This is a genomic window from Mesorhizobium sp. C416B (assembly GCF_030323165.1).
In the GTDB taxonomy this organism is placed as follows: domain Bacteria; phylum Pseudomonadota; class Alphaproteobacteria; order Rhizobiales; family Rhizobiaceae; genus Mesorhizobium.
In genome coordinates, this window is record NZ_CP100471.1 from 5,997,341 (window position 1) to 6,016,659 (window position 19,319).

The window sequence follows — 19,319 nt, forward strand, 5'->3', positions numbered from 1 at the left end:
ATGAAAAGACTGATCATTCCGATGCTGGCCGGCGCGATGTCGCTGGCCGCGTTCCAGGCAATGGCCGCCGACAAGGTGACGTTGCAGCTGAAATGGGTCACGCAGGCGCAGTTTGCCGGCTACTATGTCGCCAAGGCCAAGGGTTTTTATGAAGCCGAAGGCCTCGACGTCGACATCAAGCCGGGCGGTCCCGATATCGCACCCGAGCAGGTGATCGCCGGCGGTGGCGCCGACGTCATCGTCGACTGGATGGGCGGGGCACTCGCCGCGCGCGAAAAGGGCGTGCCGCTGGTCAACATCGCCCAGCCGTTCAAGAAGGCCGGCATGGAGCTGGTCTGCCCGAAGGACGGCCCGATCAAGACCGAAGCCGATTTCAAGGGTCACACGCTCGGCGTCTGGTTCTTCGGCAACGAATATCCATTCTACGCCTGGATGAACAAGCTCGGCCTGAAGACCGAAGGCGGCCCGGACGGCGTCACGGTTCTGAAGCAGAGCTTCGACGTGCAGCCGTTGATCCAGAAGCAGGCGGATTGCATTTCGGTCATGACCTACAACGAGTACTGGCAGCTGATCGATGCCGGCTACAAGCCGGACCAGCTGACCGTGTTCAACTACTCGGCGATGGGCAACGACCTGCTGGAGGACGGGCTCTACGCCTCGGAAGACAAGCTCAAGGATCCGGCTTTCGAAGACAAGATGGTGCGTTTCGTGCGCGCCTCGATGAAGGGCTGGAAATATGCCATCGACAACAATGACGAGGCCGCGGGCATTGTCATGGACGGCGGTGGCCAGGACGAAAACCACCAGAAGCGGATGATGAGCGAAGTCGCCAAGCTGATCGACAATGCCGACGGCAAGCTCGACCCGGCGACCTACGAGCGCACCGCCAAGGCGCTGCTCGACCAGAAGATCATCACCAAGGCGCCGACCGGCGCCTACACCACGGCCATCACCGACAAGGCGATCAAATAAGCCTGGCCAGGCAATTTCGACCTCGAGAGCGGCGCCTTTGACCAAATGTCAGAGGCGCCGTTCCTTTATGGTGTTCATGACGAAGCTGGTCTCAATCGAGGCGACGCATTTCAGCCGCGCGATCTTTTCCTTGATGAAGCGCTCGTACTGTTCGAGGCTGCCGGTCACCACCTTCAGCACATAGTCGCGCGACCCGGTGACGAGGTGGCATTCCAGCACCTCCTCCCAACCGCGGATGGCGTCCTCGAACATGACGATCTCGTCCTCGTTCTGGCGGCTGAGCCGGACGGTGGCGATGGCGACCATGTTCCACCCGAAGGCGGCCGGGTCGACCAGCGCGGTATAGCCCCTGATGATTCCGGCCTCCTCCAGCCGGCGTACCCTCCTCAAACATGGCGACGGCGACAGGCCGATGCGCTCCGCCAGCTCATTGTTGGTGATGCGGGCGTCGGCCTGCAGCTCGCGCAGGATCTTGCGGTCGAAATCGTCGGCTATCTTCTGTTGCACTTTTGCTCTCGCTCGGCAATTTGTTGCCGGAATGCAGCCATGCGAGGCCGAAAATAGCAAGGACTGGTGGACCGGGATCGCATAAATTGCTGCACGAGACTCCTCCAGAACGCAGGAAAAGCCATGACCGCGCCGCGCCCGTCGAAAACCCACATCGGCAACCACAAGCTCCATCCGGAAACGTTGATGTTGAGCTATGGCTTCGATCCGCAACTGTCGGAAGGCGCCGTCAAGCCGCCGGTGTTCCTGACCTCGACCTTCGTGTTCAAATCGGCGGAGGAGGGACGCGACTTCTTCGACTACACATCCGGCCGCAAGGAGCCGCCGAGCGGCACGGCGTCCGGCCTGGTCTATTCGCGCTTCAATCATCCCAACTCGGAGATCGTCGAGGACCGGCTGGCGGTCTATGAGGGAACGGACGCCTGCATCCTGTTCTCGTCGGGCATGTCGGCGATCGCCACGACGCTGCTCGCCTATGCCCGGCCGGGCGATGTCATCCTGCATTCGCAGCCGCTTTACGGCGGCACCGAGACGCTTTTGACGCGCACGCTGTCCGGCTTCGGCATCGGCGCTGTCGGCTTCGCCGACGGCGTCGACGACAAGGCGGTGCGGGCCGCTGCTGATGCAGCGGTGGCGAAGGGGCGTGTCTCGGTCATTCTCATCGAAACGCCGTCGAATCCGACCAACAGCCTGGTCGACATCGCACTGATCCGGAAGTTTGCCGACGAGATCGGCGCAAGCCAAGGATCAACGCCGATCATCGTCTGCGACAACACGCTGCTCGGCCCGGTGTTCCAGCGACCGATCGAACATGGCGCGGATGTCTCCGTCTATTCGCTGACCAAATATGTCGGCGGCCATTCCGACCTGATCGCCGGTGCGGCGATGGGCAGCAAGGCGGTGACCAAGCCGATCAAGGCGCTGCGCGGCGCCATCGGCACGCAACTCGACCCGCATTCCTGCTGGATGCTCGGCCGCTCGCTGGAGACGCTGTCCATCCGCATGGAGCGCGCCAACGACAATGCGCGGCTCGTGGCCGAATTCCTGCGCGATCACGCCAAGGTCGAGAAGGTGCATTACCTGCCGTTCCTGGGCGAGGATACGGCAGCGGGACGGGCCTACAAGGCGCAATGCAGCGGCGCCGGGTCGACATTTTCTTTCGATATCAAAGGCGGAGAGAAGGCGGCCTTCGCATTTCTCAACGGGCTGCAAATATTCAAGCTGGCGGTGAGCCTCGGCGGCACGGAGTCACTCGCCAGCCACCCGGCGGCGATGACGCACTCCGGCATTCCCTTCGACGTGCGCCAGCGCATTGGCGTGCTGGAGACCACGGTCAGGCTGTCGATCGGCGTCGAGCATCCGGACGATCTTATCGCCGACCTGACGCAGGCGCTGGCAGCGGTCTGATAGCTCGCTTGTAGATATCAGGAAAGGGGCGATCGCCTTGGCAGCGTCGGCGGGACAGCACCCCCCTCTGTCCTGCCGGACATCTCCCCCTCAAGGGGGGAGATCAGCAGCTCTGACCATAGCGCCCTGTCTGCAACGCTGCAGATTGGCGAAGGGCGACATGACATCCAATCTCCCCCCCTTGAGGGCATAGGCGCTAAGATAGCTTTGGCATGGACTGAAACTTGCGCTTTCGTGGTGGTTCGCGCCAGCGATATCGCAAGGCATGGAGTTTTTGGCGCAGGGCCGCCAAGGAAGGTTGAGGAAAGATGGTCGCGATCAGAGAGGCGACGATCTGGCGGGTTGCGCGCCACAGCAGCGGGCGCCCGTCGCTCAAGGGGGAGAGACACCCAACTCCTGCGAGAGGGGTTCGGTCACAAGCGCGATGAGGAAGTGTGCAAGAATCCAAGGCCTTGCGATCCTTGGGTCCTTGGCGGGAGGAGAGCGCAGCCCGATCAGGCTCTTCAGGCGCTTGAAGGCGAGTTCGATGCGCCAGCGCATGCGGTAGAGCTTGAGGACCGTATCGGCGGGAAACTCCTCCCGGTCAAGCGAGGTCACAAGCAGGACGAAGCCGGCCGCAATCAGCGTCTGCGGTTGAACCTTGTTGCCCTTGGCCCTGGCTTCCTTGTTGATTTTGCGCCGCGCTTCTTGTGCCGCGGCCTCGGATTTGCGCAAGGCGATCAGGCGCATCTTCACAGGCTCGCCCTTCTTGAGTGCCAGCCGGGCAGGCGTTTCGCAGACTTCCTCCCGGCAGCTCTCCAGGTAGCCGATGAGATCGAACGCCCTGCCGTTGGCGTCGAGCCATCGCGCGTTTTTCCACGACGCGCGCACAACAACATCGCCGCCTTGCGCCATCACCTTTGCGATCCGCTCGGCCTGCAGATAGGCGCGGTCACCGATGCGGATCTCGCCCGGCACCACCGGCACGCGGTCGATCAACTCGGCCTCGCTCTGATCGGTGATCTCGATGAAGTCGAACTGCTCGCGCTCAAGCTCGAAGGCGCAGTGCATGCGCCAAAGACCATTGTTCTTCTTCTCATACGCACCGGCCTTGGCAACCGCTGTCGCATCGAGGATGCGAACCAGTCGGCCTTTGGCCAAACCTGCATCCTCGCGCTTCAAAAGGTGCCCAATCAACTGCTGCAGCCATGGTCCTGCATTGCGCAGCCGGCCAAGCAGCGCCACGTCCGAAATGTCGGCTATCCCGCTCGCCGCCGCCCAGGCCACGACGCCCCGCATGCCAACCTTGCCAAGGCAGTAAGCCAGTGTCAGGCGCAACAGGTCGCTCGCCGACCTGACGCCGCGCGGGCGCAGGAACGCCTTCGTCTCGCGGGCACTTCCTGCGATCAACTCTTCGCCGCCCAGAAGCTCAATCGTCTCGGCCCAGCCGTCATCAACAAGCGATTCGTGTGTCATCGCAGCGTAGAATCACACCCGATTCCGCAAGGCAATACCTATCTTAGCGCCTATGCCCTTGAGGGGGAGATGTCCGGCAGGACAGAGGGGGGTGTGACGGAACTCGGCTTTCGCTGCTAACTTCTCAGCTCTTGTCGCGGATCTGCGTCATCGTCCGCGTCGGCGTGATCGCCTCGGGGTCGAGCCTGATTTCGACGATCGCCGGCTTGCCGCTGGCGCGGGCACGCTCGAAGGCAGGGGCAAAATCTGCCGTGTTCTCGACCGTCTCGCCGTGGCCGCCATAGGCGCGGGCAAGAGCGGCAAAGTCAGGGTTCTTCAGATCGGTGGCGACGACACGGCCGGGATAATCGCGCTCCTGGTGCATGCGGATGGTGCCGTAGATGCCGTTGTTCACGACGATAACGATGATCGGCAGGTCGTATTGCACGGCGGTAGCGAATTCCTGTCCGTTCATCAGGAAGCAGCCGTCGCCGGCAAAGGCGATCACGGTGCGGTCGGGATGGAGCGCCTTGGCGGCGACCGCAGCCGGGGTGCCGTAACCCATCGAACCGGAGGTCGGCGCGCCTTGGGTGGCGAAGCGGCGGAAGCGGTGGAAGCGGTGCACCCAGGTGGCGTAATTGCCGGCGCCGTTGGTGAAAATGGCGTCATCGGGCAAAATCTTTTCCAGATAGTTCATGATCGGCCCCATCTGGACCGTGCCGGGGCCGGTCTCAGGAGGCGTCGACCAGTCGAGGTAGGCAGCGTGTGCTTTCGCTGTCTCATCCGCCCAGGCTGGCGTGGAGGTTGGCTTGCGCTTGGCGAAGGCTTCGACGAAGGCTGACGGCGCAGCGTTGATCGCCAGGGTCGGCCGGTAGACACGGCCGAGTTCGCCGGCGTCGGCATGGACATGGACCAGCGTCTGGTCGGGGTAAGGGCTCTTCAGCAGCGTATAGTCGGAGGACGGCATCTCGCCCATGCGGCCGCCGATCAGCAGCACCAGGTCGGCCTGCTTGATGGCGGTGGCCAGCTTCGGGTTGATGCCGATGCCGACATCGCCAGCATAGTTCGGGTGCAGATGGTCGAACAGCATCTGGCGGCGGAAGGAGCAGCCGACCGGCAGCGACCAGGCCTCGGCAATGGTGCGCATACGTGCCACCGCTTCCTCGTCCCAGCGTGTGCCGCCGAGGATGACGAAGGGACGCTTGGCCTTGGCCAGAAGCTTTTCCAAAGCATCGAGTTCGGCTTCGCCGGGCCGGGTTTCGACCGGCGTGTGCGGCAAGGCCGCGGGCGCGTCGACAAGACTGGTCAGCATGTCCTCCGGCAGCGAGACGACGACGGGGCCGGGGCGGCCCGATGTCGCGACAGCAAAGGCGCGGGTGACGAGTTCGGGGATGCGCGCGGCATCGTCGATCTCCACCACCCATTTGGCGATGTCGCCGAAGAAGCGCTTGTAGTCGACCTCCTGGAAAGCCTCCCGCTCCTTGGCGCGGCTGGCGACCTGGCCGATGAACAGGATGACGGGTATCGAATCCTGCATGGCAATGTGAATGCCGGCCGACGCATTGGTGGCGCCGGGGCCGCGGGTAACGAAGCAGATGCCGGGCTTGCCGGTCAGCCGCCCCTGGCAGTCGGCCATCATGGCGGCGCCGCCTTCCTGGCGGCAGACAATGGTGCGGATGGGCGAGTCATGCAGCGCGTCCAGCACAGCGAGATAGGATTCGCCAGGCACGCAGAAGATGCGGTCGGTGCCGTTCGCCTCGAGTGCGTCGACAATCAGTTGTCCACCGGTCTTCATCGTCCAGACTTCTCCAGTTCGGCAAGAATTTCTTCGGTATGTTCGCCAAGGCGAGGCGAGGGACGCTCATAGACGAGCGGCGTGCCCGACATCACCATCGGCGCGCGCACCGAGGGCAGACGATTGCCATGGCCATCGTCGAGGTCGAGGCGCATGCCGCGTGCGATCGTCTGCGGGTCGGCAAACATCTGGCCGATGTCGTTGATCGGGCTCGCCGGCACGCTTGACGCTTCGAGCCTGGCCAGCAACGGGTCGCGATCCCAATTCTTCAGCGTCTCGATCAAGTGCTCGCGCAACTTCACCCGGTTGGCGACGCGGGCCGGATTGGTGGCGAAATCGGGATTCGCTGAGAGATGGTCGAGACCGACGGCGGCGCAGAATTTGGCGAACTGGCCGTCATTGCCGACCGCCAGGATGATGTGGCCGTCCCTGACCGGGACAACCTCATAGGGCGCAATGTTCATATGCGCATTGCCCATCTGCACCGGCGCCTTGCGGGAGACGAGATAGTTGAGGTTCTGGTTGCCGAGTGCGGAAATCTGCGTGTCGAACAGCGCCATGTCGATATGCTGGCCTTCGCCGGTCTTTTCGGCATGGCGAAGCGCTGCCTGGATGGCGATCACAGAGTAAAGGCCGGTGAAGATGTCGGAAATAGCGACGCCGGCCTTTTGCGGCTCGCGCCCGACCTCGCCGGTGATCGACATCATGCCGGCCATGGCCTGGATGATGAAATCATAGCCGGCGCGTGGGGCGTAAGGCCCGTCCTGGCCGAAGCCGGTGATCGAGCAGTAGACGAGCTTTGGATTGATCGCCTTCAGGCTCTCGTAATCGAGCCCGTATTTCTTCAGGCCGCCGAGCTTGAAATTCTCGATCAGAATGTCGGCCGTGGCAACCAGCCGGCGCACCGTCTCGGCCCCTTCCGATGTCGAGAAATCGACGGCGATGGAACGCTTGCCGCGATTGCAGGAATGGTAATAGGCGGCCGACAGGTTCTCGCCATCATGGCTCATGACGAAGGGCGGACCCCATTTGCGGGTATCGTCGCCGCCTTCGGGGCTCTCGACCTTGATGACATCGGCGCCGAGATCGGCCAGCAATTGTCCTGCCCAGGGGCCGGCCAGGATGCGGGCGAGTTCGACGACGCGGACGCCTTTCAGCGGAGGTTCAGCCATAAATCACCAAAAACGGGTCGGAACCGCAGCCTCTATCAACCCGGGATGCCGCTGTCACGGGCCTTGCGGTAGGCCAGCGATGTCACTCTTTGAGCACGCTATCGGCCCAGGCAGCGAAATCGTCCATAACGGTGTCGCGGTTCACCTCGTTCAGGCTTTCGTGGCGGGTGTCGGCGTAAACCTTTGAAACCAGATTCGAAAAGCCCATCGCGCGCATCCGCTTGGTGAGATGATCGATGCCTTTGCCATAGTCGGAGGCCGGATCCTTCTCGCCGCCGACGATGCTGACGGGCAGGTCGCGCCTGATGCCGGCAAAGCCCGCATCCTTGCCGCCTTTCTGCGCCATCTCCACGACATCGCGCCACATCGAGATCGAGGCATCCCAGCCGCACAGCGGGTCGGCAATGTACTTGGCCACTTCAGCCTCGTCGCGCGACAGCCAGTCGAACGGCGTCTTGTGGTTGGGCACCGCCTTGCCCCAGGCCTGGAAGGTCAGTTTGGGCAAGACGCGTGAGGGAACATCGGAGCCGAGCCTGAAGCGCTCATAAGCGAGGATGGCGAGTGCAAGCTGACCAAGCAGGCCTTGTGAGAAATTGCCGTTCCAGATCGCCGCGGCGTGGACGCGCGGCGAGTGCGCCAGCAGGTAGTTGAGCGCCACCGACGCACCCATCGAATGGCCGAACAGGATGACCGGCAGGCCGGGCTGCTCCTTCGCAATCAAATCGTGGACTGCGTCGACATCGGAGATCACCTTGGCCGGGCCGCTTGTGACGGCGAATCTGCCGAGCGGGGCATCGGGCGCCTTGGTCGCGCCATGGCCGCGATGGTCGTGGACGTAGACATGAAAGCCGCGGGTGCTGAGGTAATCGGCGAAGCGGGCATAGCGCGCGGCGTGTTCGGCCAGGCCGTGATTGACCTGGACTACCGCGCGTGGAGAGCCCCCCGCGTGCTTCACATAGAGATTGAGCGTGGCCCCGGTCGGTGAGGCCAGCGTCGTCTGCTTGTCAAATGCCATGTCTCGCTCCCTTGGCGACTGTTGGGCGACGGCGTGACCGACGTCAAGGGGAGGTCGAAATCAGCCGGCGTCACTATTGACAGTGTGCTGTCAATTTGGCTATATGACAGCATGCTGTCAAATTACATCGGGAACATGAGCATGAAAACCGTTTCGACCGTTTCGTCGCCGCGCGTTTCTGCTGGCGAGCCTTTCATCCGCAATGCTCCTGCCCGGCATTGCTTCCAGCCAGACCAGGGAGACGACCATGAAGACCTCAACCATTGCCGGCCCGCAGGGCCAGCTTGCCGGCTACGACATCAAATCCGGCGGCGGCCTGCCGATCCTGTTCGCGCATGGCGATTGCAGCCGCGCCACACAGTGGAACCGGGTGATGCAGCTCACCGCAGGTGGCCGTGAGGCGGTCGCCTTCGATTTTCGCGGCCATGGCGCATCGGCGCCTGCAGCTGATGCCGACTACGGCTATGACGGCCGTGCCGACGATATTGGTGCGGTGGCCGATGCGTTCGGCCTGAAGCGGTTTGTCCTCGTTGCACATAGCGGCGGCAGTGGGGCCGCGCTCGCCTATGCCGCCGGCCATGCCGACCGTGTTGCCGGCATCCTGCTGGTCGATCCGGCGACCGATCCGCGCGCCCTGCCCAAAGAGATTCGCGACGGGTTCGTGCGCGATCTGGCGGGGCCAAACGGCGGCGATGTCCTGAGCGCTTATTACACCTCGATCGCCGGCTCCAACCCAGATGTCCGCAAACAGGTCATCGCCGATGCGGCGGTGGTCGATCCGGCGGCTCGGGCAGGCGTCGGCAAGGCGCTGGCGGAATGGAATCCCGAACCGACGCTCGACGCCTATCACGGGCCGATCTTCGTGCTGGCCACGGAGGCCAATGACAATGCGGCGGCCCTGTTTCGGCTGCGCAGCCGAATTGGCCACAGAACCGTCGCCGGTTCCGGCCATTGGGTGATGCTTGACGAGCCGGAGGCGGTGGCGGAAGCCGTCAACACCTTCGTTTCCACCATCGAGGCCGGCCAGAAATGACAAGCAGGACCGAAGCGGGAGATGTGCTCACCGAAGTGGTGCTTGCCGTGTTCCGGCTGAATGGCGGGTTTCTCGACGCGGCCGACCGGCTGGCGGAGCCTGCCGGGTTGACGGCGGCGCGCTGGCAGGTTCTGGGCGCGGTGCTGAAGGAGCCAAAATCGGTGGCCGACATTGCCCGCCACATGGGGCTTGCCCGTCAGAGCGTGCAGCGCCTTGCCGACATTCTGGCCGCCGAAGGGCTCGCCGCCTATGCGGACAACCCGGCGCACCGCCGCGCCAAGCTCCTGGCGATGACCGATGCGGGCCGGGCCGCGATCAGGGATATCGGCACGCGCCAGCATGTCTGGGCCAACCGCATCAGCGAGGGCATCGAGCCTCGCGTGCTTGAGACCGCGCTTGATCTGCTGCGTATGTTGACGAAGCGGGTCGAGGAGGGCGGGGTCTGATCGACCGAGCGATTGTTTTTTGCGGCGGACGAAAGAAATCGTAATTCTGACATGTCACACGTTTCTAGCTTGCGCTATGAAACGCTAGGAGTGCTGGAATGCGGATATCGGCGATATGGGGTGCGGTGTTGGTGGCGCTGGCCGGTGTCGGCCTAGCGCGCGCCGATGTGAAGATGAGCGGATCCTTCGTGGCCGATGCTGCCTGTCCAGCAACGCAGGCAATCAAGAGCGGCAAGAACCCCGGCAATATCGCGACAACGGCTGGACAGAGCTACGACCTCCTGGCCGGCAACAAGGATGCGCCGACGCATTACCTCATCCGCGTGCCGGGCGCCGATCCTGAGCGTCGCTGGGTCAAGATCAGCTGCGGTCACGTCGCTGGCGGCAGCGCAGCCGCCCTGCCGGCCGCGCCCGCCGATCAGGGCAAGCCTGCGGCGCCGGCTTCAGGAAAACCCGAATATGTTTTCGCGCTGAGTTGGCAGCCGGCCTTCTGCGAAACCAAGGCAAGCAAGCCCGAATGCCAGGCGCAGACGGCGGGCGGTTTCGACGCGTCGCATTTCACCTTGCATGGTCTGTGGCCGCAACCGAACGGCAATTTCTATTGCCAGGTGCCGGCGAGCGACAAGGCCAATGATAATCCGGCCCATTGGGCCGACCTGCCGCCGGTCAACCTCGATGCCGCTACGCGCGCCGAGCTCGACCAGGTTATGCCGGGCACCGCCTCCAAGCTCGAACGGCATGAATGGATCAAGCACGGCACCTGCTACGGCAAGAGCCAGCAGGAGTATTTTGCCGAGGCGCTGAACCTGATGCGGGCGGTGAATGCCTCGCCTGTGCGCGAGCTCTTCACCAGGAATGTCGGCAAGCAGCTGACTTCGGACCAGATCCGCAGCGCCTTCGACAGCGCCTTCGGCGCCGGGTCGGGCGCGCGGGTGCGTGTCTCCTGCCTGGTCGATCCGTCGAGCGGCAGGCGGCTGATCGGCGAGCTGACGCTCGGCCTGACCGGCCCGATCGGCCCCGACAGTTCGCTGAGCACTCTCATGCTCGCCTCGGCGCCGACGACCAAGGCGGGCTGTCCGAAGGGCTCGGTCGATGCGGCCGGGTTCCAGTAGGATATCCGTCTGTCGCTTGGCAGTGGCGCGGTGATATGGTCTGGATGTGTTTCATTCGGCGGGGGTGGCGATGAGTGGCATGACATCAGGCGCGCTGGCGCGGCTGGCTTTCTGGGCCAGGGGGATGACCGCCATAAAAGACGGCCGCATGGAATGGCCGGGCTTTTCCTATACCGATGCCGAGTGGGCGCGCATGCGCGTGCTTGCCGCGCCGATCGGGGCAAGTCGCTACCAGCTGTTCACTTGGGTCAATGCCGCGATCTTCATCGCCATTGCCGCGCTCGGCATCGTCTGTGTCTTCCTGCCGCTGGCGACACTTTTGTTTCCGGTGCCGGCCGACACCAGCGCGCTCAAATTCTCGGCTCTGCTGGCGGCGTGTGCCTTCCTCATAATCGGGCTCGGCTTGCCGATCTCCATGCGCCTGTCGAGCGCGTTAGCCATCTCCCGGGAGATGCGCGCCGGTCTTGTCGGCGAAGCCGGTGACGAAGCGCTGGCAGCAAAAGTGTCTTGGCAGATCAACCGCATCATACTGGTCATGTGCGGCCTGCTGGTGCCCGGCATTCTGTTGTTCATCGCTTATGACATCGACGCCAGTCCGATCATCACCACGCTGAAATGGCTGGCCATCGCGCTGATAGCCGTTTCAGTTGCGGTCGGCGCGTTGCAGCAGCGCAAGCGGAGCTGACAGCCTTATCCGCTGACACCACGCGTGGGCAATGTCCACGCAGTTAGGTCTTCGGCATCGTCATGCGCTTGGCCGACGACGCGGTCACGCCCGGTGGACTTGGCCCTGTAGAGACGCTCGTCGGCAAGAGCGAAGAGATCGGCAAGCGAGCCTACGGTCTCATCGACAGTGGCGATGCCGGCGCTGACGCTGATGTCGAAGCGGTTTCCGCACGCCTTGACGGCCTGGCGGAGGTTTTCTCCGAGCAACCTGGCGACCGCATGCGGTTGCGAGCAAAGGATGGCGAACTCCTCGCCGCCGATCCTGAAAACCTGATCGTGCGCGCCGGCCGCCTGGGTCAGCACCTGGGCGATCGATCTCAGCACCCTGTCGCCCTCGGCATGGCCGAAGCGATCGTTGATCGACTTGAAATGGTCGACGTCGACGATAAGCAGGCTGAGCGGTTGGGCCGTGCGCAGGCTTAAGGCAACCAGACGTTCGCCGTCGCTGTCAAAGCGTCCCCTGTGCAACAGGCCGGTGAGGCCGTCGCGGCCGACATGTTCGACCAGGGCTTCGTAGCGCTCGCGATAGGTCAAGGTGTCGAAGACGTCGGACAACCCACGCGGTGCCACGACCTGACGCGTTTCGAACCATCTGAGGTAGGCGACAAGCATGGCGCTGTAGGCAAAAGCGGCACCCATCTTGGCGAACCAGCCGCCGAAGAAGACCGCGATCGGTGCGCCGGCGACGAAATGCAGGGCGGTGAAAAATCCGGCCTGGTCGAAGGTGAGCACGCAGGCGACGCAAATCAGGATGCGGGAGAACGGCGCCTTGCGCAGATAACGCCCGAGCTTTTCGTAAAGCAGGATGATCAGGATGGCGTCGATGAAGAGCAGCGTCGTGCCCCACACCATCAGCCAGCCCAACTGGTCGATGAAACCGATATCGGGAAGCTTGCCGTCGGAAAAGGCTGAAATATCGTGCAGGCGCAGGATCAGGACCAGCCCGATCATCAAGGCGTTGCCGAGCAAAAGGCCATAGATCGGCTGGCGCACCGTGGCCGCATCTTCCTTCATGTAGAGGAGAAGCAGCATCACCAGCTTGCCGGAAAACAGCACCGCCGAGCCTGGCGAGACCATGCCGAAGGGCAGGGCGACATAGAAGACGCTGGCGAGATAGGTTTCGAGGAAATGCATGGCGCCCAGCGCGCAGACGAAGACGCCGAGGCCGATGCGATCCCTGAAGCGGAACAGCGTGACCATGACGCTGAAGTAGACGACCGCTTCGGCAAGGAGCAGGAAACTGTTCAGCACTACCTTCGGTCCGATCTCTACTTTCGATCGCGACAGGCCAGCGATCGATCCTGTTTTGACGCTGAAGGGTTAACCGGGGATTTCAACGCTCCCTACAACCGGCGGAAAACTTAACGTGCGGTGTACACCCGGCTTGAAATGGCAAAAGCGATTGCCGTTCGGCCCGGCATCGCCTACATAGCGGCCAACCTCCATTCAATCCGACATTTTCGGTCAATCATCAAGGAAAGCGCGCGTGGCACGCCAGTTCATCTATCACATGGCCGGCCTCAACAAGGCCTATGGCACCAAGAAGGTGCTTGAGAATGTCCATCTCTCCTTCTATCCCGACGCCAAGATCGGCATCCTCGGCCCCAACGGCTCGGGCAAGTCGACGATCCTCAAGATCATGGCCGGGCTCGACAAGGAGTGGAACGGCGAAGCGTGGCTCGCCGAAGGCGCCACCGTCGGCTATCTCGCGCAGGAGCCGGCGCTCGATGCCAACAAGACGGTGTTTGAGAACATCATGGAAGGTGTCGCCGCCAAGACCGCCATCATCGAGCGCTACAACGAATTGATGATGAACTACTCCGACGAGACGGCCGATGAGTCCGCCAAGCTCCAGGACGAGATGGACCGGCTCAATTTGTGGGATCTCGAACAGCAGGTCGAGATGGCGATGGAAGCGCTGGGCTGCCCGCCCAAGGATTCCGAGGTCACCAAGCTTTCGGGCGGTGAGCGCCGCCGCGTCGCGCTCTGCCAGCTGCTGCTGCGTCAGCCCGACCTCTTGCTGCTCGACGAACCGACCAACCATCTCGACGCCGAAACCACGGCGTGGCTCGAAAAGCATCTGCGCGCCTATCCGGGCGCCGTGATGATCATCACCCACGATCGCTACTTCCTCGACAATGTCACGGGATGGATCCTCGAGCTCGATCGCGGCCGCGGCATTCCCTATGAGGGCAACTACACCAAATACCTCGAAGCCAAGGCCAAGCGCCTCAAGCAGGAAGGTCGCGAGGACGACGCCCGCCAGCGCGCCATCGGCCGCGAGCGCGAGTGGATCCAGTCCAGCCCGAAAGCCCGCCAGACCAAGTCCAAGGCGCGTATCCAGGCGTTCCAGGACCTGCTGGATGCAGCCGACAAGCGGCGTCCGAGCGATACGCAGATCGTCATTCCGCATGGCGAGCGGCTCGGCAATGTGGTGATCGAGGCGGAAGGCTTGTCGAAGGGCTTTGGCGACACGCTGTTGATCGAGGGTCTGGAATTCAAACTGCCGCCGGGCGGCATCGTTGGCGTTATCGGGCCGAACGGCGCCGGCAAGACGACGCTGTTCCGCATGATCACCGGCCAGGAAACCCCGGATGCCGGCTCTGTCCGCGTCGGCGAGACGGTCAAGCTCGGCTATGTCGATCAGAGCCGCGATGCGCTCGATCCGTCAAAGACGGTGTGGGAGGAGATTTCCGGCGGTGCCGAAGTGGTCAAGCTCGGCAAGTTCGAGGCCAACACGCGCGCCTATTGCGCGTCGTTCAATTTCCGGGGCGGCGACCAGCAGCAGAAGGTTGGCAACCTCTCCGGCGGCCAGCGCAACCGCGTCCATTTGGCCAAGATGCTGAAGACCGGCGGCAATGTGCTGCTGCTCGACGAACCGACCAACGACCTCGACACGGAAACGCTGGCGGCGCTCGAAGACGCGCTGGAAAACTTTGGCGGCTGCGCCGTCATCATCTCGCACGATCGTATGTTCCTCGACCGCCTGGCCACCCACATCCTCGCCTTCGAGGGCGACAGCCATGTCGAATGGTTCGAGGGCAATTTCGAGGACTACGAGCAGGACAAGATCCGCCGGCTCGGGCCCGAAGCCGTCAACCCGCACCGCATGACCTACAAGAGGCTGACGCGGTAAGGGAGCAACCGGGGCGGCGAATTTCTCAACTGATACGAGGAAAGCTTGAATGACCGACTGGTCCGCCGCCCAATATCTGAAATTCGAGGATGAGCGGACGCGGCCCGCGCGCGATCTTGTTGCGCAGGTGCCGGTGGATTTCCCGCGCCGGGTGGTCGACATCGGCTGCGGCCCGGGTAATTCGACCGAGCTGCTGGTCGAGCGCTGGCCGGGCGCTGAGGTGAGCGGCTTCGACACCTCTCCCGACATGATCGAGAAGGCGAAGGCGCGCCTGCCCAGCGTCAATTTCGACCTCGCCGATGCCTCGACATGGCGGCCGGCCGAGCCGGTCAACGTCATCTTCGCCAACGCGGTATTCCAGTGGCTGCCCACCCATCCCGCTGTGTTTCAGCGGCTGATGGGCTTTCTCGCCCCCGGTGGCGCGCTCGCCGTCCAGATGCCCGACAATCTGCTTGAGCCGTCGCATCAGGTGATGCGCGAGACGGCCGCCGAAATGCCGTTCGCCGCCAAGATGGCAGGTGCTGCGCGCGGACCGCTGCCGGCGGTGTCGTTCTATTATGATCTCTTGTCGCCGCTCTCCGACCGGGTGGATATCTGGCATACGGCCTACAATCATCCACTGACCGACGCCGAGGCGATCGTCGAATGGGTGAAGTCGACGGGGCTGAAGCCTTTCCTCGATCCGCTGGACGCCGGCGAGCGCAAGATCTTCCTCGACAGCTACACGGCCAAAATTGCCAAGGCCTATCCGAAGACCGCAAACGGCAAGGTGCTGCTGCGCTTCCCGCGCATTTTCATCGTCGCCAAGCGGGCCGGCTAGCACTCCCGATGACATCCGGCCACAGCCTATGGTTTAAGCCGGCGTAAACCGGTGGGGTGAGAAAAGTGTTGTGTCGCGCCCCTTCGTCGTTCACATGAGAACGACAACGCCTGCGCATGGACGGACTGGATATGCATCGCGTCATCATCAGCGGCATTGGCGTTGAAATCCCTGAAGCCAAGATCACCAATGAAGAACTGGTCGCCAGCTTCAATGCCTGGGTCGACACCGAGAATGCGCGCCGGCAAGGCACGGATGAGACGCTGCTGCAGAAATCCGACAGCGCCTTCATCGTCCATGCCTCGGGCGTCCAGACCCGCCATGTGATCGAGCGCGAAGGCATTCTCGATCCGACCCGCATGGCGCCGCGCATTCCGGCGCGGCCCGATGATGCGCTGTCGCTGCAGGCCGAGTTTGGAGTGGCCGCGGCCCGGAAGGCGCTCGACCATGCCGGCCTGAAGCCGTCCGACATCGACCTGGTGATCTGCTCGGCCTCGCACCAGCAGCGGCCCTATCCGGCGATCGCCATCGAAATGCAGGAGGCGCTGGGCACCAAGGGCGCCGGCTTCGATATGGGGCTTGGTTGTTCATCGGCCGCGGCCGCCTTGCACATTGCGGCCAATCTGGTGCGGGCGGGCGCGCACAAACGCGTGCTGGTGGTCACGCCGGAGATCATCACCGGCCATCTCAATTTCCGCGACCGGCAGACGCATTTCATCTTCGGCGATGCGTCGGTGGCGATGGTGGTCGAGGGGCTGGCCAGGGGCGAGAAGCGGCCGGGGCGCTTCGAGGTGCTGGACACGCGCACCTGGACGCAGATGTCGAACAATATCCGCACCAATCTGGGCTATCACACCCGCACCGCCCAGGACGATCCTTACATGATCAACCTCGAAGGCAATCTGATCAAGCAGGTCGGCAACAAGGTGTTCAAGGAAGTCACCGTCGCCGGCCACAAATTCATTGTCGAATTCCTCGCCGAGCACGGGCTGACGCCGCAAGCCATCAGGCGCTTCTGGCTGCATCAGGCCAATGCGCGCATGAACGCCATGATCCTGAAACTGGCCTTCGGCCACGAGGTCGACCACGACCGCGCGCCGATGGTGCTGAAGCGGCTCGGCAACACCGCCGGCGCCGGCGCCATCATCGCGCTGTCGGAAAACCACGCCGACATGAAGCCCGGCGATTTCGGCGTGCTGTGCGCCTTCGGCGCCGGCTATTCGATCGGCGGCGCGCTTTTGCAGATGCTGTAATCAGGCCGGCATGAACGGCACCAGCATCGGTACGCTGCGGGCATAATCGTCATAGGCGTTGCCGAGTTCTCCGCGCAGAAAGCGTTCCTCCAGCCTTGCCTTCATGACGATGCCGATGGTGAGAAGAATCGCGCCGGCGATTCCCCAGACCGTGCCTTTGGCCGCCATTGTGGCAAGCATCGCCAGAAGCAGTCCGGTATAGATCGGGTGGCGGACCATTCTGTAGGGACCGGTGTCGACGACACGGTGCTCGGCCTTGGCCGTCACCGAAGCCGACCAGAGACGGCCGAGATGCAACCGCGCCCACCAGGCGAACAACAGGCCAACGGCAACAAGCCCTGCGCAGATCCACGCTTCGGCAAGGGTCGGAAACCAGAATCGCAGCCGGCCGGCATAGCCATGCGCGGGAATGAACAGCAGCACCGCGCCGATCAACCACAAAGCGCGATAGCGAAGCTCCTCCTGGATGCCGGCACGCTTTTTCGCCGGGTCGGCCCAGAAGGCGGCTAGAAACCAGGACACGACCCAGATCAGCCAGAGCAATGCGATTGCCGTACCGGGACGCATGGGAGATCTCCACCGACTGTCTACCATGAAGCCGGTGCGTCGCGGCGGCAATGCGGCGCAATACGGAACCTGTGCTGTTTTCAGGTAAGAAGATCGTGATCCGCGCTCATTGGCCGGAAAACATCCACTGTACGCCAAACGCGTCGACCAGCATGCCGAAACTGGTTCCCCAAACTTGCCGCGCCAAAGGCACGGTGATCCGGCCGCCTGAGGCCATGCGGTCGAAAAGCTTGCGCATTTTGGCCTGGTCGTCGAACTCCAGCATCAATGCGGAGCCTTTCATCGGCTCCGCATCGTCATTGTCGGAAGCGTGAAACAGCACACCCGGACCTTCGAACCGCGCATGCAGCACCTTGCCGCGCATGGCTTCGGTGCGCACCGGCATGCCGTTGTCGCCCCAGCGCAGCAGGATGGTTCCCCGGCCAAGGCCGCATTGCTCGTAGAAAGCCAACGCCGGTTCGCAGTTGGTGGTGAAGAACAGCGAAGGGGAGAGCCGCATCGGTTTGCTCCTGGCCGGTGCCGTTTGCTGTATTACTGCGCCGCTGCGGTGGCCGCAGCGATAAGGGCCTCACCTGTATACTGCTTGTCACCGATGCCCCAGCCGCCGTCGGGCGCATTGACGATGTTGATCCAGGTGTTTTCGGGCCTATGACCGGGCACGCACAGATCGGCAACGATTGCGACGGCAGCGGTGATGAAGGCCCTGCGGGCTTCGAGCGAGCCGAGGCCGATGTTGGGCAGTTTCAGCTCGACCATGACGACGGTTGGCGCCGCCGGCATAGATGTGGTGCGGCGGCAGGATGTGGACCGTGCCGCCGACGATCGCGGTGAAGAACGAATTGCCGGTGGCTCCGGAAGCCTCGATGAGGGCGGCGCTGAGACGCGGCAGAATCTCGCGCTCTCCGGCTTGGGTCAGTACGCCTTGCGGTGCGGTCACGGTGATGGGCATTTGCTGTCCTTTTCTTGGTGTCACATGGCTTTGCATTTGCTGCTTGCCATGTTTCGTATCGATTGTTACGATATAAGGGAAAGACGAGTCAACAGGTTTCGTATCGATCGCTATGGATAAATTGGAAAAGCCGCGCGGCGGCCGCCCACGTGCCTTCGACCCCGGCCGGGCACTGGATGCGGCGATGCATCTGTTCTGGGAGCATGGTTATGAAGCGACGTCGCTGGCGATGCTGCGCGAGGCGATGGGGTTGACGCCACCGCAGATCTACAACGCCTTCACCGACAAGGAGACCTTGTTCCGCAAGGCGCTTGAACGCTACCACCAGACCGAGATCGGCTTTGCGCTGGAAGCGCTGAGCGCGCCGGTGTCGACCGGCGAGGCGATCCGGTTGCTGCTGCTGGGGGCGGCGGAGGCCTATTCCAGGCCCGGCAAGCCCGGCGGCTGCCTGTTCGTCAGCGGCGCGCTGGCGACCTCGCCGCAGGCGCAAGCCATTGCCGATGAGCTTAAAGGCTATCGCAAGGCGAGCGAGGCGGCGATCGCGGCGCGGCTGGTGGCCGGCAAGGCGGCAGGTGATTTGCCTGAGGAGCTCTCCGCCGAAAGTCTCGCCAAATATATTGCGGGTGTCATGAACGGCATGTCGATCCAGGCGCGGGACGGCGCGTCCGTCGAAGAGTTGCGCGACCTAGCTGAAGCCGCTCTTGCGGCCCTGCCGGCCGGGGCGCAAAACCAAGGGCATGATTCAAAAACAGAACGCCACACCGGACCTCTTCCCGGAGTCTGAGAAGCCGGTCGAAATCATCCCCGCCAGGAAGCTGTCCGCCAAGGTGGCGGCGCTCTACGTCGCCCCGTCAGATCATTTCCAGAGGCGCCCGGTGGAAGCATTGCAGCTCGGCTTCGAGGGCATAGCGGGCGACTTCCACGCCGGCGCCACGCGGCGTTCGGGCGGCCTATGCGTAGAACGGACCTTGCGTT

At 63.2% G+C, this 19,319-nt stretch carries 20 protein-coding genes and 1 pseudogene; 12 read left to right on the forward strand and 9 right to left on the reverse strand.

Annotation, left to right across the window (positions count from 1 at the left end):
* Positions 1–972: an ABC transporter substrate-binding protein gene (locus tag NLY43_RS29055; RefSeq protein WP_023682178.1), complete on the forward strand. Its 972-nt coding sequence runs from the start codon at positions 1–3 to the stop codon at positions 970–972.
* Positions 973–1,020: 48 nt separating this feature from the next.
* Here the strand turns inward: NLY43_RS29055 and NLY43_RS29060 are convergent, their stop codons facing one another.
* Positions 1,021–1,479 (reverse strand): Lrp/AsnC family transcriptional regulator, encoded by a 459-nt coding sequence (locus tag NLY43_RS29060; RefSeq protein WP_023712051.1) that lies wholly within the window; start codon positions 1,477–1,479, stop codon positions 1,021–1,023.
* Between the two features lie 123 nt (positions 1,480–1,602).
* On the opposite strand from NLY43_RS29060, the gene NLY43_RS29065 reads away from it, so the two are divergent.
* The gene (locus tag NLY43_RS29065; RefSeq protein ID WP_023668225.1) at positions 1,603–2,886 is read left to right on the forward strand and encodes a cystathionine gamma-synthase family protein; all 1,284 of its coding nucleotides are present in this window, start codon (positions 1,603–1,605) and stop codon (positions 2,884–2,886) included.
* Positions 2,887–3,258: 372 nt separating this feature from the next.
* Here NLY43_RS29065 and NLY43_RS29070 read toward each other — a convergent pair whose 3' ends face one another.
* The 4 genes from NLY43_RS29070 to NLY43_RS29085 all read right to left on the reverse strand — a co-directional run bounded on the left by NLY43_RS29070 (position 3,259) and on the right by NLY43_RS29085 (position 8,302).
* Positions 3,259–4,341, reverse strand: a complete 1,083-nt coding sequence (locus NLY43_RS29070; RefSeq protein ID WP_286459149.1) for a transposase — start codon at positions 4,339–4,341, stop codon at positions 3,259–3,261.
* 124 nt (positions 4,342–4,465) lie between these two features.
* The gene (locus NLY43_RS29075; protein WP_023712405.1) at positions 4,466–6,115 is read right to left on the reverse strand and encodes a thiamine pyrophosphate-binding protein; all 1,650 of its coding nucleotides are present in this window, start codon (positions 6,113–6,115) and stop codon (positions 4,466–4,468) included.
* Positions 6,112–7,287 carry a CaiB/BaiF CoA transferase family protein gene (locus NLY43_RS29080; RefSeq protein ID WP_023712406.1) on the reverse strand — a complete coding sequence of 392 codons (1,176 nt, stop codon included), beginning with the start codon at positions 7,285–7,287 and terminating at the stop codon, positions 6,112–6,114. The genes NLY43_RS29075 and NLY43_RS29080 overlap by 4 nt, the downstream gene beginning before the upstream one ends.
* Before the next feature lie 82 nt (positions 7,288–7,369).
* Positions 7,370–8,302, reverse strand: coding sequence for an alpha/beta fold hydrolase (locus NLY43_RS29085; protein WP_023712407.1), 933 nt, complete (start codon positions 8,300–8,302; stop codon positions 7,370–7,372).
* Between the two features lie 247 nt (positions 8,303–8,549).
* Here NLY43_RS29085 and NLY43_RS29090 point away from each other — a divergent pair, with 247 nt between their 5' ends.
* The 4 genes from NLY43_RS29090 to NLY43_RS29105 all read left to right on the forward strand — a co-directional run bounded on the left by NLY43_RS29090 (position 8,550) and on the right by NLY43_RS29105 (position 11,578).
* Positions 8,550–9,335, forward strand: coding sequence for an alpha/beta fold hydrolase (locus NLY43_RS29090; protein ID WP_198025532.1), 786 nt, complete (start codon positions 8,550–8,552; stop codon positions 9,333–9,335).
* Complete coding sequence (locus tag NLY43_RS29095) at positions 9,332–9,781, forward strand: MarR family winged helix-turn-helix transcriptional regulator (protein WP_023712409.1); 450 nt, start codon at positions 9,332–9,334, stop codon at positions 9,779–9,781. Before NLY43_RS29090 ends, NLY43_RS29095 begins: the two co-directional genes overlap by 4 nt.
* A gap of 98 nt (positions 9,782–9,879) precedes the next feature.
* The gene (locus tag NLY43_RS29100; RefSeq protein WP_023712410.1) at positions 9,880–10,893 is read left to right on the forward strand and encodes a ribonuclease T2 family protein; all 1,014 of its coding nucleotides are present in this window, start codon (positions 9,880–9,882) and stop codon (positions 10,891–10,893) included.
* Between the two features lie 70 nt (positions 10,894–10,963).
* Positions 10,964–11,578: a hypothetical protein gene (locus NLY43_RS29105; protein WP_156935575.1), complete on the forward strand. Its 615-nt coding sequence runs from the start codon at positions 10,964–10,966 to the stop codon at positions 11,576–11,578.
* Between the two features lie 5 nt (positions 11,579–11,583).
* Here the strand turns inward: NLY43_RS29105 and NLY43_RS29110 are convergent, their stop codons facing one another.
* Positions 11,584–12,870, reverse strand: a complete 1,287-nt coding sequence (locus NLY43_RS29110; protein WP_023712412.1) for a GGDEF domain-containing protein — start codon at positions 12,868–12,870, stop codon at positions 11,584–11,586.
* 235 nt (positions 12,871–13,105) lie between these two features.
* Here NLY43_RS29110 and ettA point away from each other — a divergent pair, with 235 nt between their 5' ends.
* The 3 genes from ettA (at position 13,106) to NLY43_RS29125 (ending at position 16,828) form a co-directional block, all read left to right on the forward strand.
* Positions 13,106–14,755, forward strand: coding sequence for an energy-dependent translational throttle protein EttA (gene ettA / locus NLY43_RS29115; protein ID WP_023668235.1), 1,650 nt, complete (start codon positions 13,106–13,108; stop codon positions 14,753–14,755).
* A 49-nt stretch (positions 14,756–14,804) separates the two neighbouring features.
* Positions 14,805–15,575, forward strand: coding sequence for a trans-aconitate 2-methyltransferase (tam, locus tag NLY43_RS29120; RefSeq protein WP_023712413.1), 771 nt, complete (start codon positions 14,805–14,807; stop codon positions 15,573–15,575).
* A gap of 131 nt (positions 15,576–15,706) precedes the next feature.
* On the forward strand, positions 15,707–16,828 hold the full coding sequence (locus NLY43_RS29125) for a beta-ketoacyl-ACP synthase III (protein WP_023712414.1): 1,122 nt from the start codon (positions 15,707–15,709) through the stop codon (positions 16,826–16,828).
* On the opposite strand, the gene NLY43_RS29130 is transcribed toward NLY43_RS29125, so the two are convergent.
* The 3 genes from NLY43_RS29130 to NLY43_RS29140 form a co-directional block, all read right to left on the reverse strand.
* Positions 16,829–17,395 carry a methyltransferase family protein gene (locus NLY43_RS29130; RefSeq protein WP_023668240.1) on the reverse strand — a complete coding sequence of 189 codons (567 nt, stop codon included), beginning with the start codon at positions 17,393–17,395 and terminating at the stop codon, positions 16,829–16,831.
* A 106-nt stretch (positions 17,396–17,501) separates the two neighbouring features.
* On the reverse strand, positions 17,502–17,894 hold the full coding sequence (locus tag NLY43_RS29135) for a VOC family protein (protein WP_023712415.1): 393 nt from the start codon (positions 17,892–17,894) through the stop codon (positions 17,502–17,504).
* Positions 17,895–17,926: 32 nt separating this feature from the next.
* Positions 17,927–18,151 carry a tautomerase family protein gene (locus tag NLY43_RS29140; protein WP_245264044.1) on the reverse strand — a complete coding sequence of 75 codons (225 nt, stop codon included), beginning with the start codon at positions 18,149–18,151 and terminating at the stop codon, positions 17,927–17,929.
* On the opposite strand from NLY43_RS29140, the gene NLY43_RS29145 reads away from it, so the two are divergent.
* The 3 genes and pseudogenes from NLY43_RS29145 to NLY43_RS29155 form a co-directional block, all read left to right on the forward strand.
* Complete coding sequence (locus tag NLY43_RS29145) at positions 18,150–18,464, forward strand: hypothetical protein (protein ID WP_245264045.1); 315 nt, start codon at positions 18,150–18,152, stop codon at positions 18,462–18,464. The two genes, NLY43_RS29140 and NLY43_RS29145, sit on opposite strands and share 2 nt — an antisense overlap.
* Entirely contained in the window at positions 18,457–19,128 is a 672-nt protein-coding gene (locus NLY43_RS29150; RefSeq protein WP_286459164.1) for a TetR/AcrR family transcriptional regulator, read from the forward strand. Before NLY43_RS29145 ends, NLY43_RS29150 begins: the two co-directional genes overlap by 8 nt.
* A pseudogene (locus NLY43_RS29155) lies at positions 19,082–19,294 on the forward strand (MOSC domain-containing protein); the annotation flags it as partial. The gene NLY43_RS29150 and the pseudogene NLY43_RS29155, both read left to right, overlap by 47 nt.
* Between the last annotated feature and the right edge of the window lie 25 nt (positions 19,295–19,319).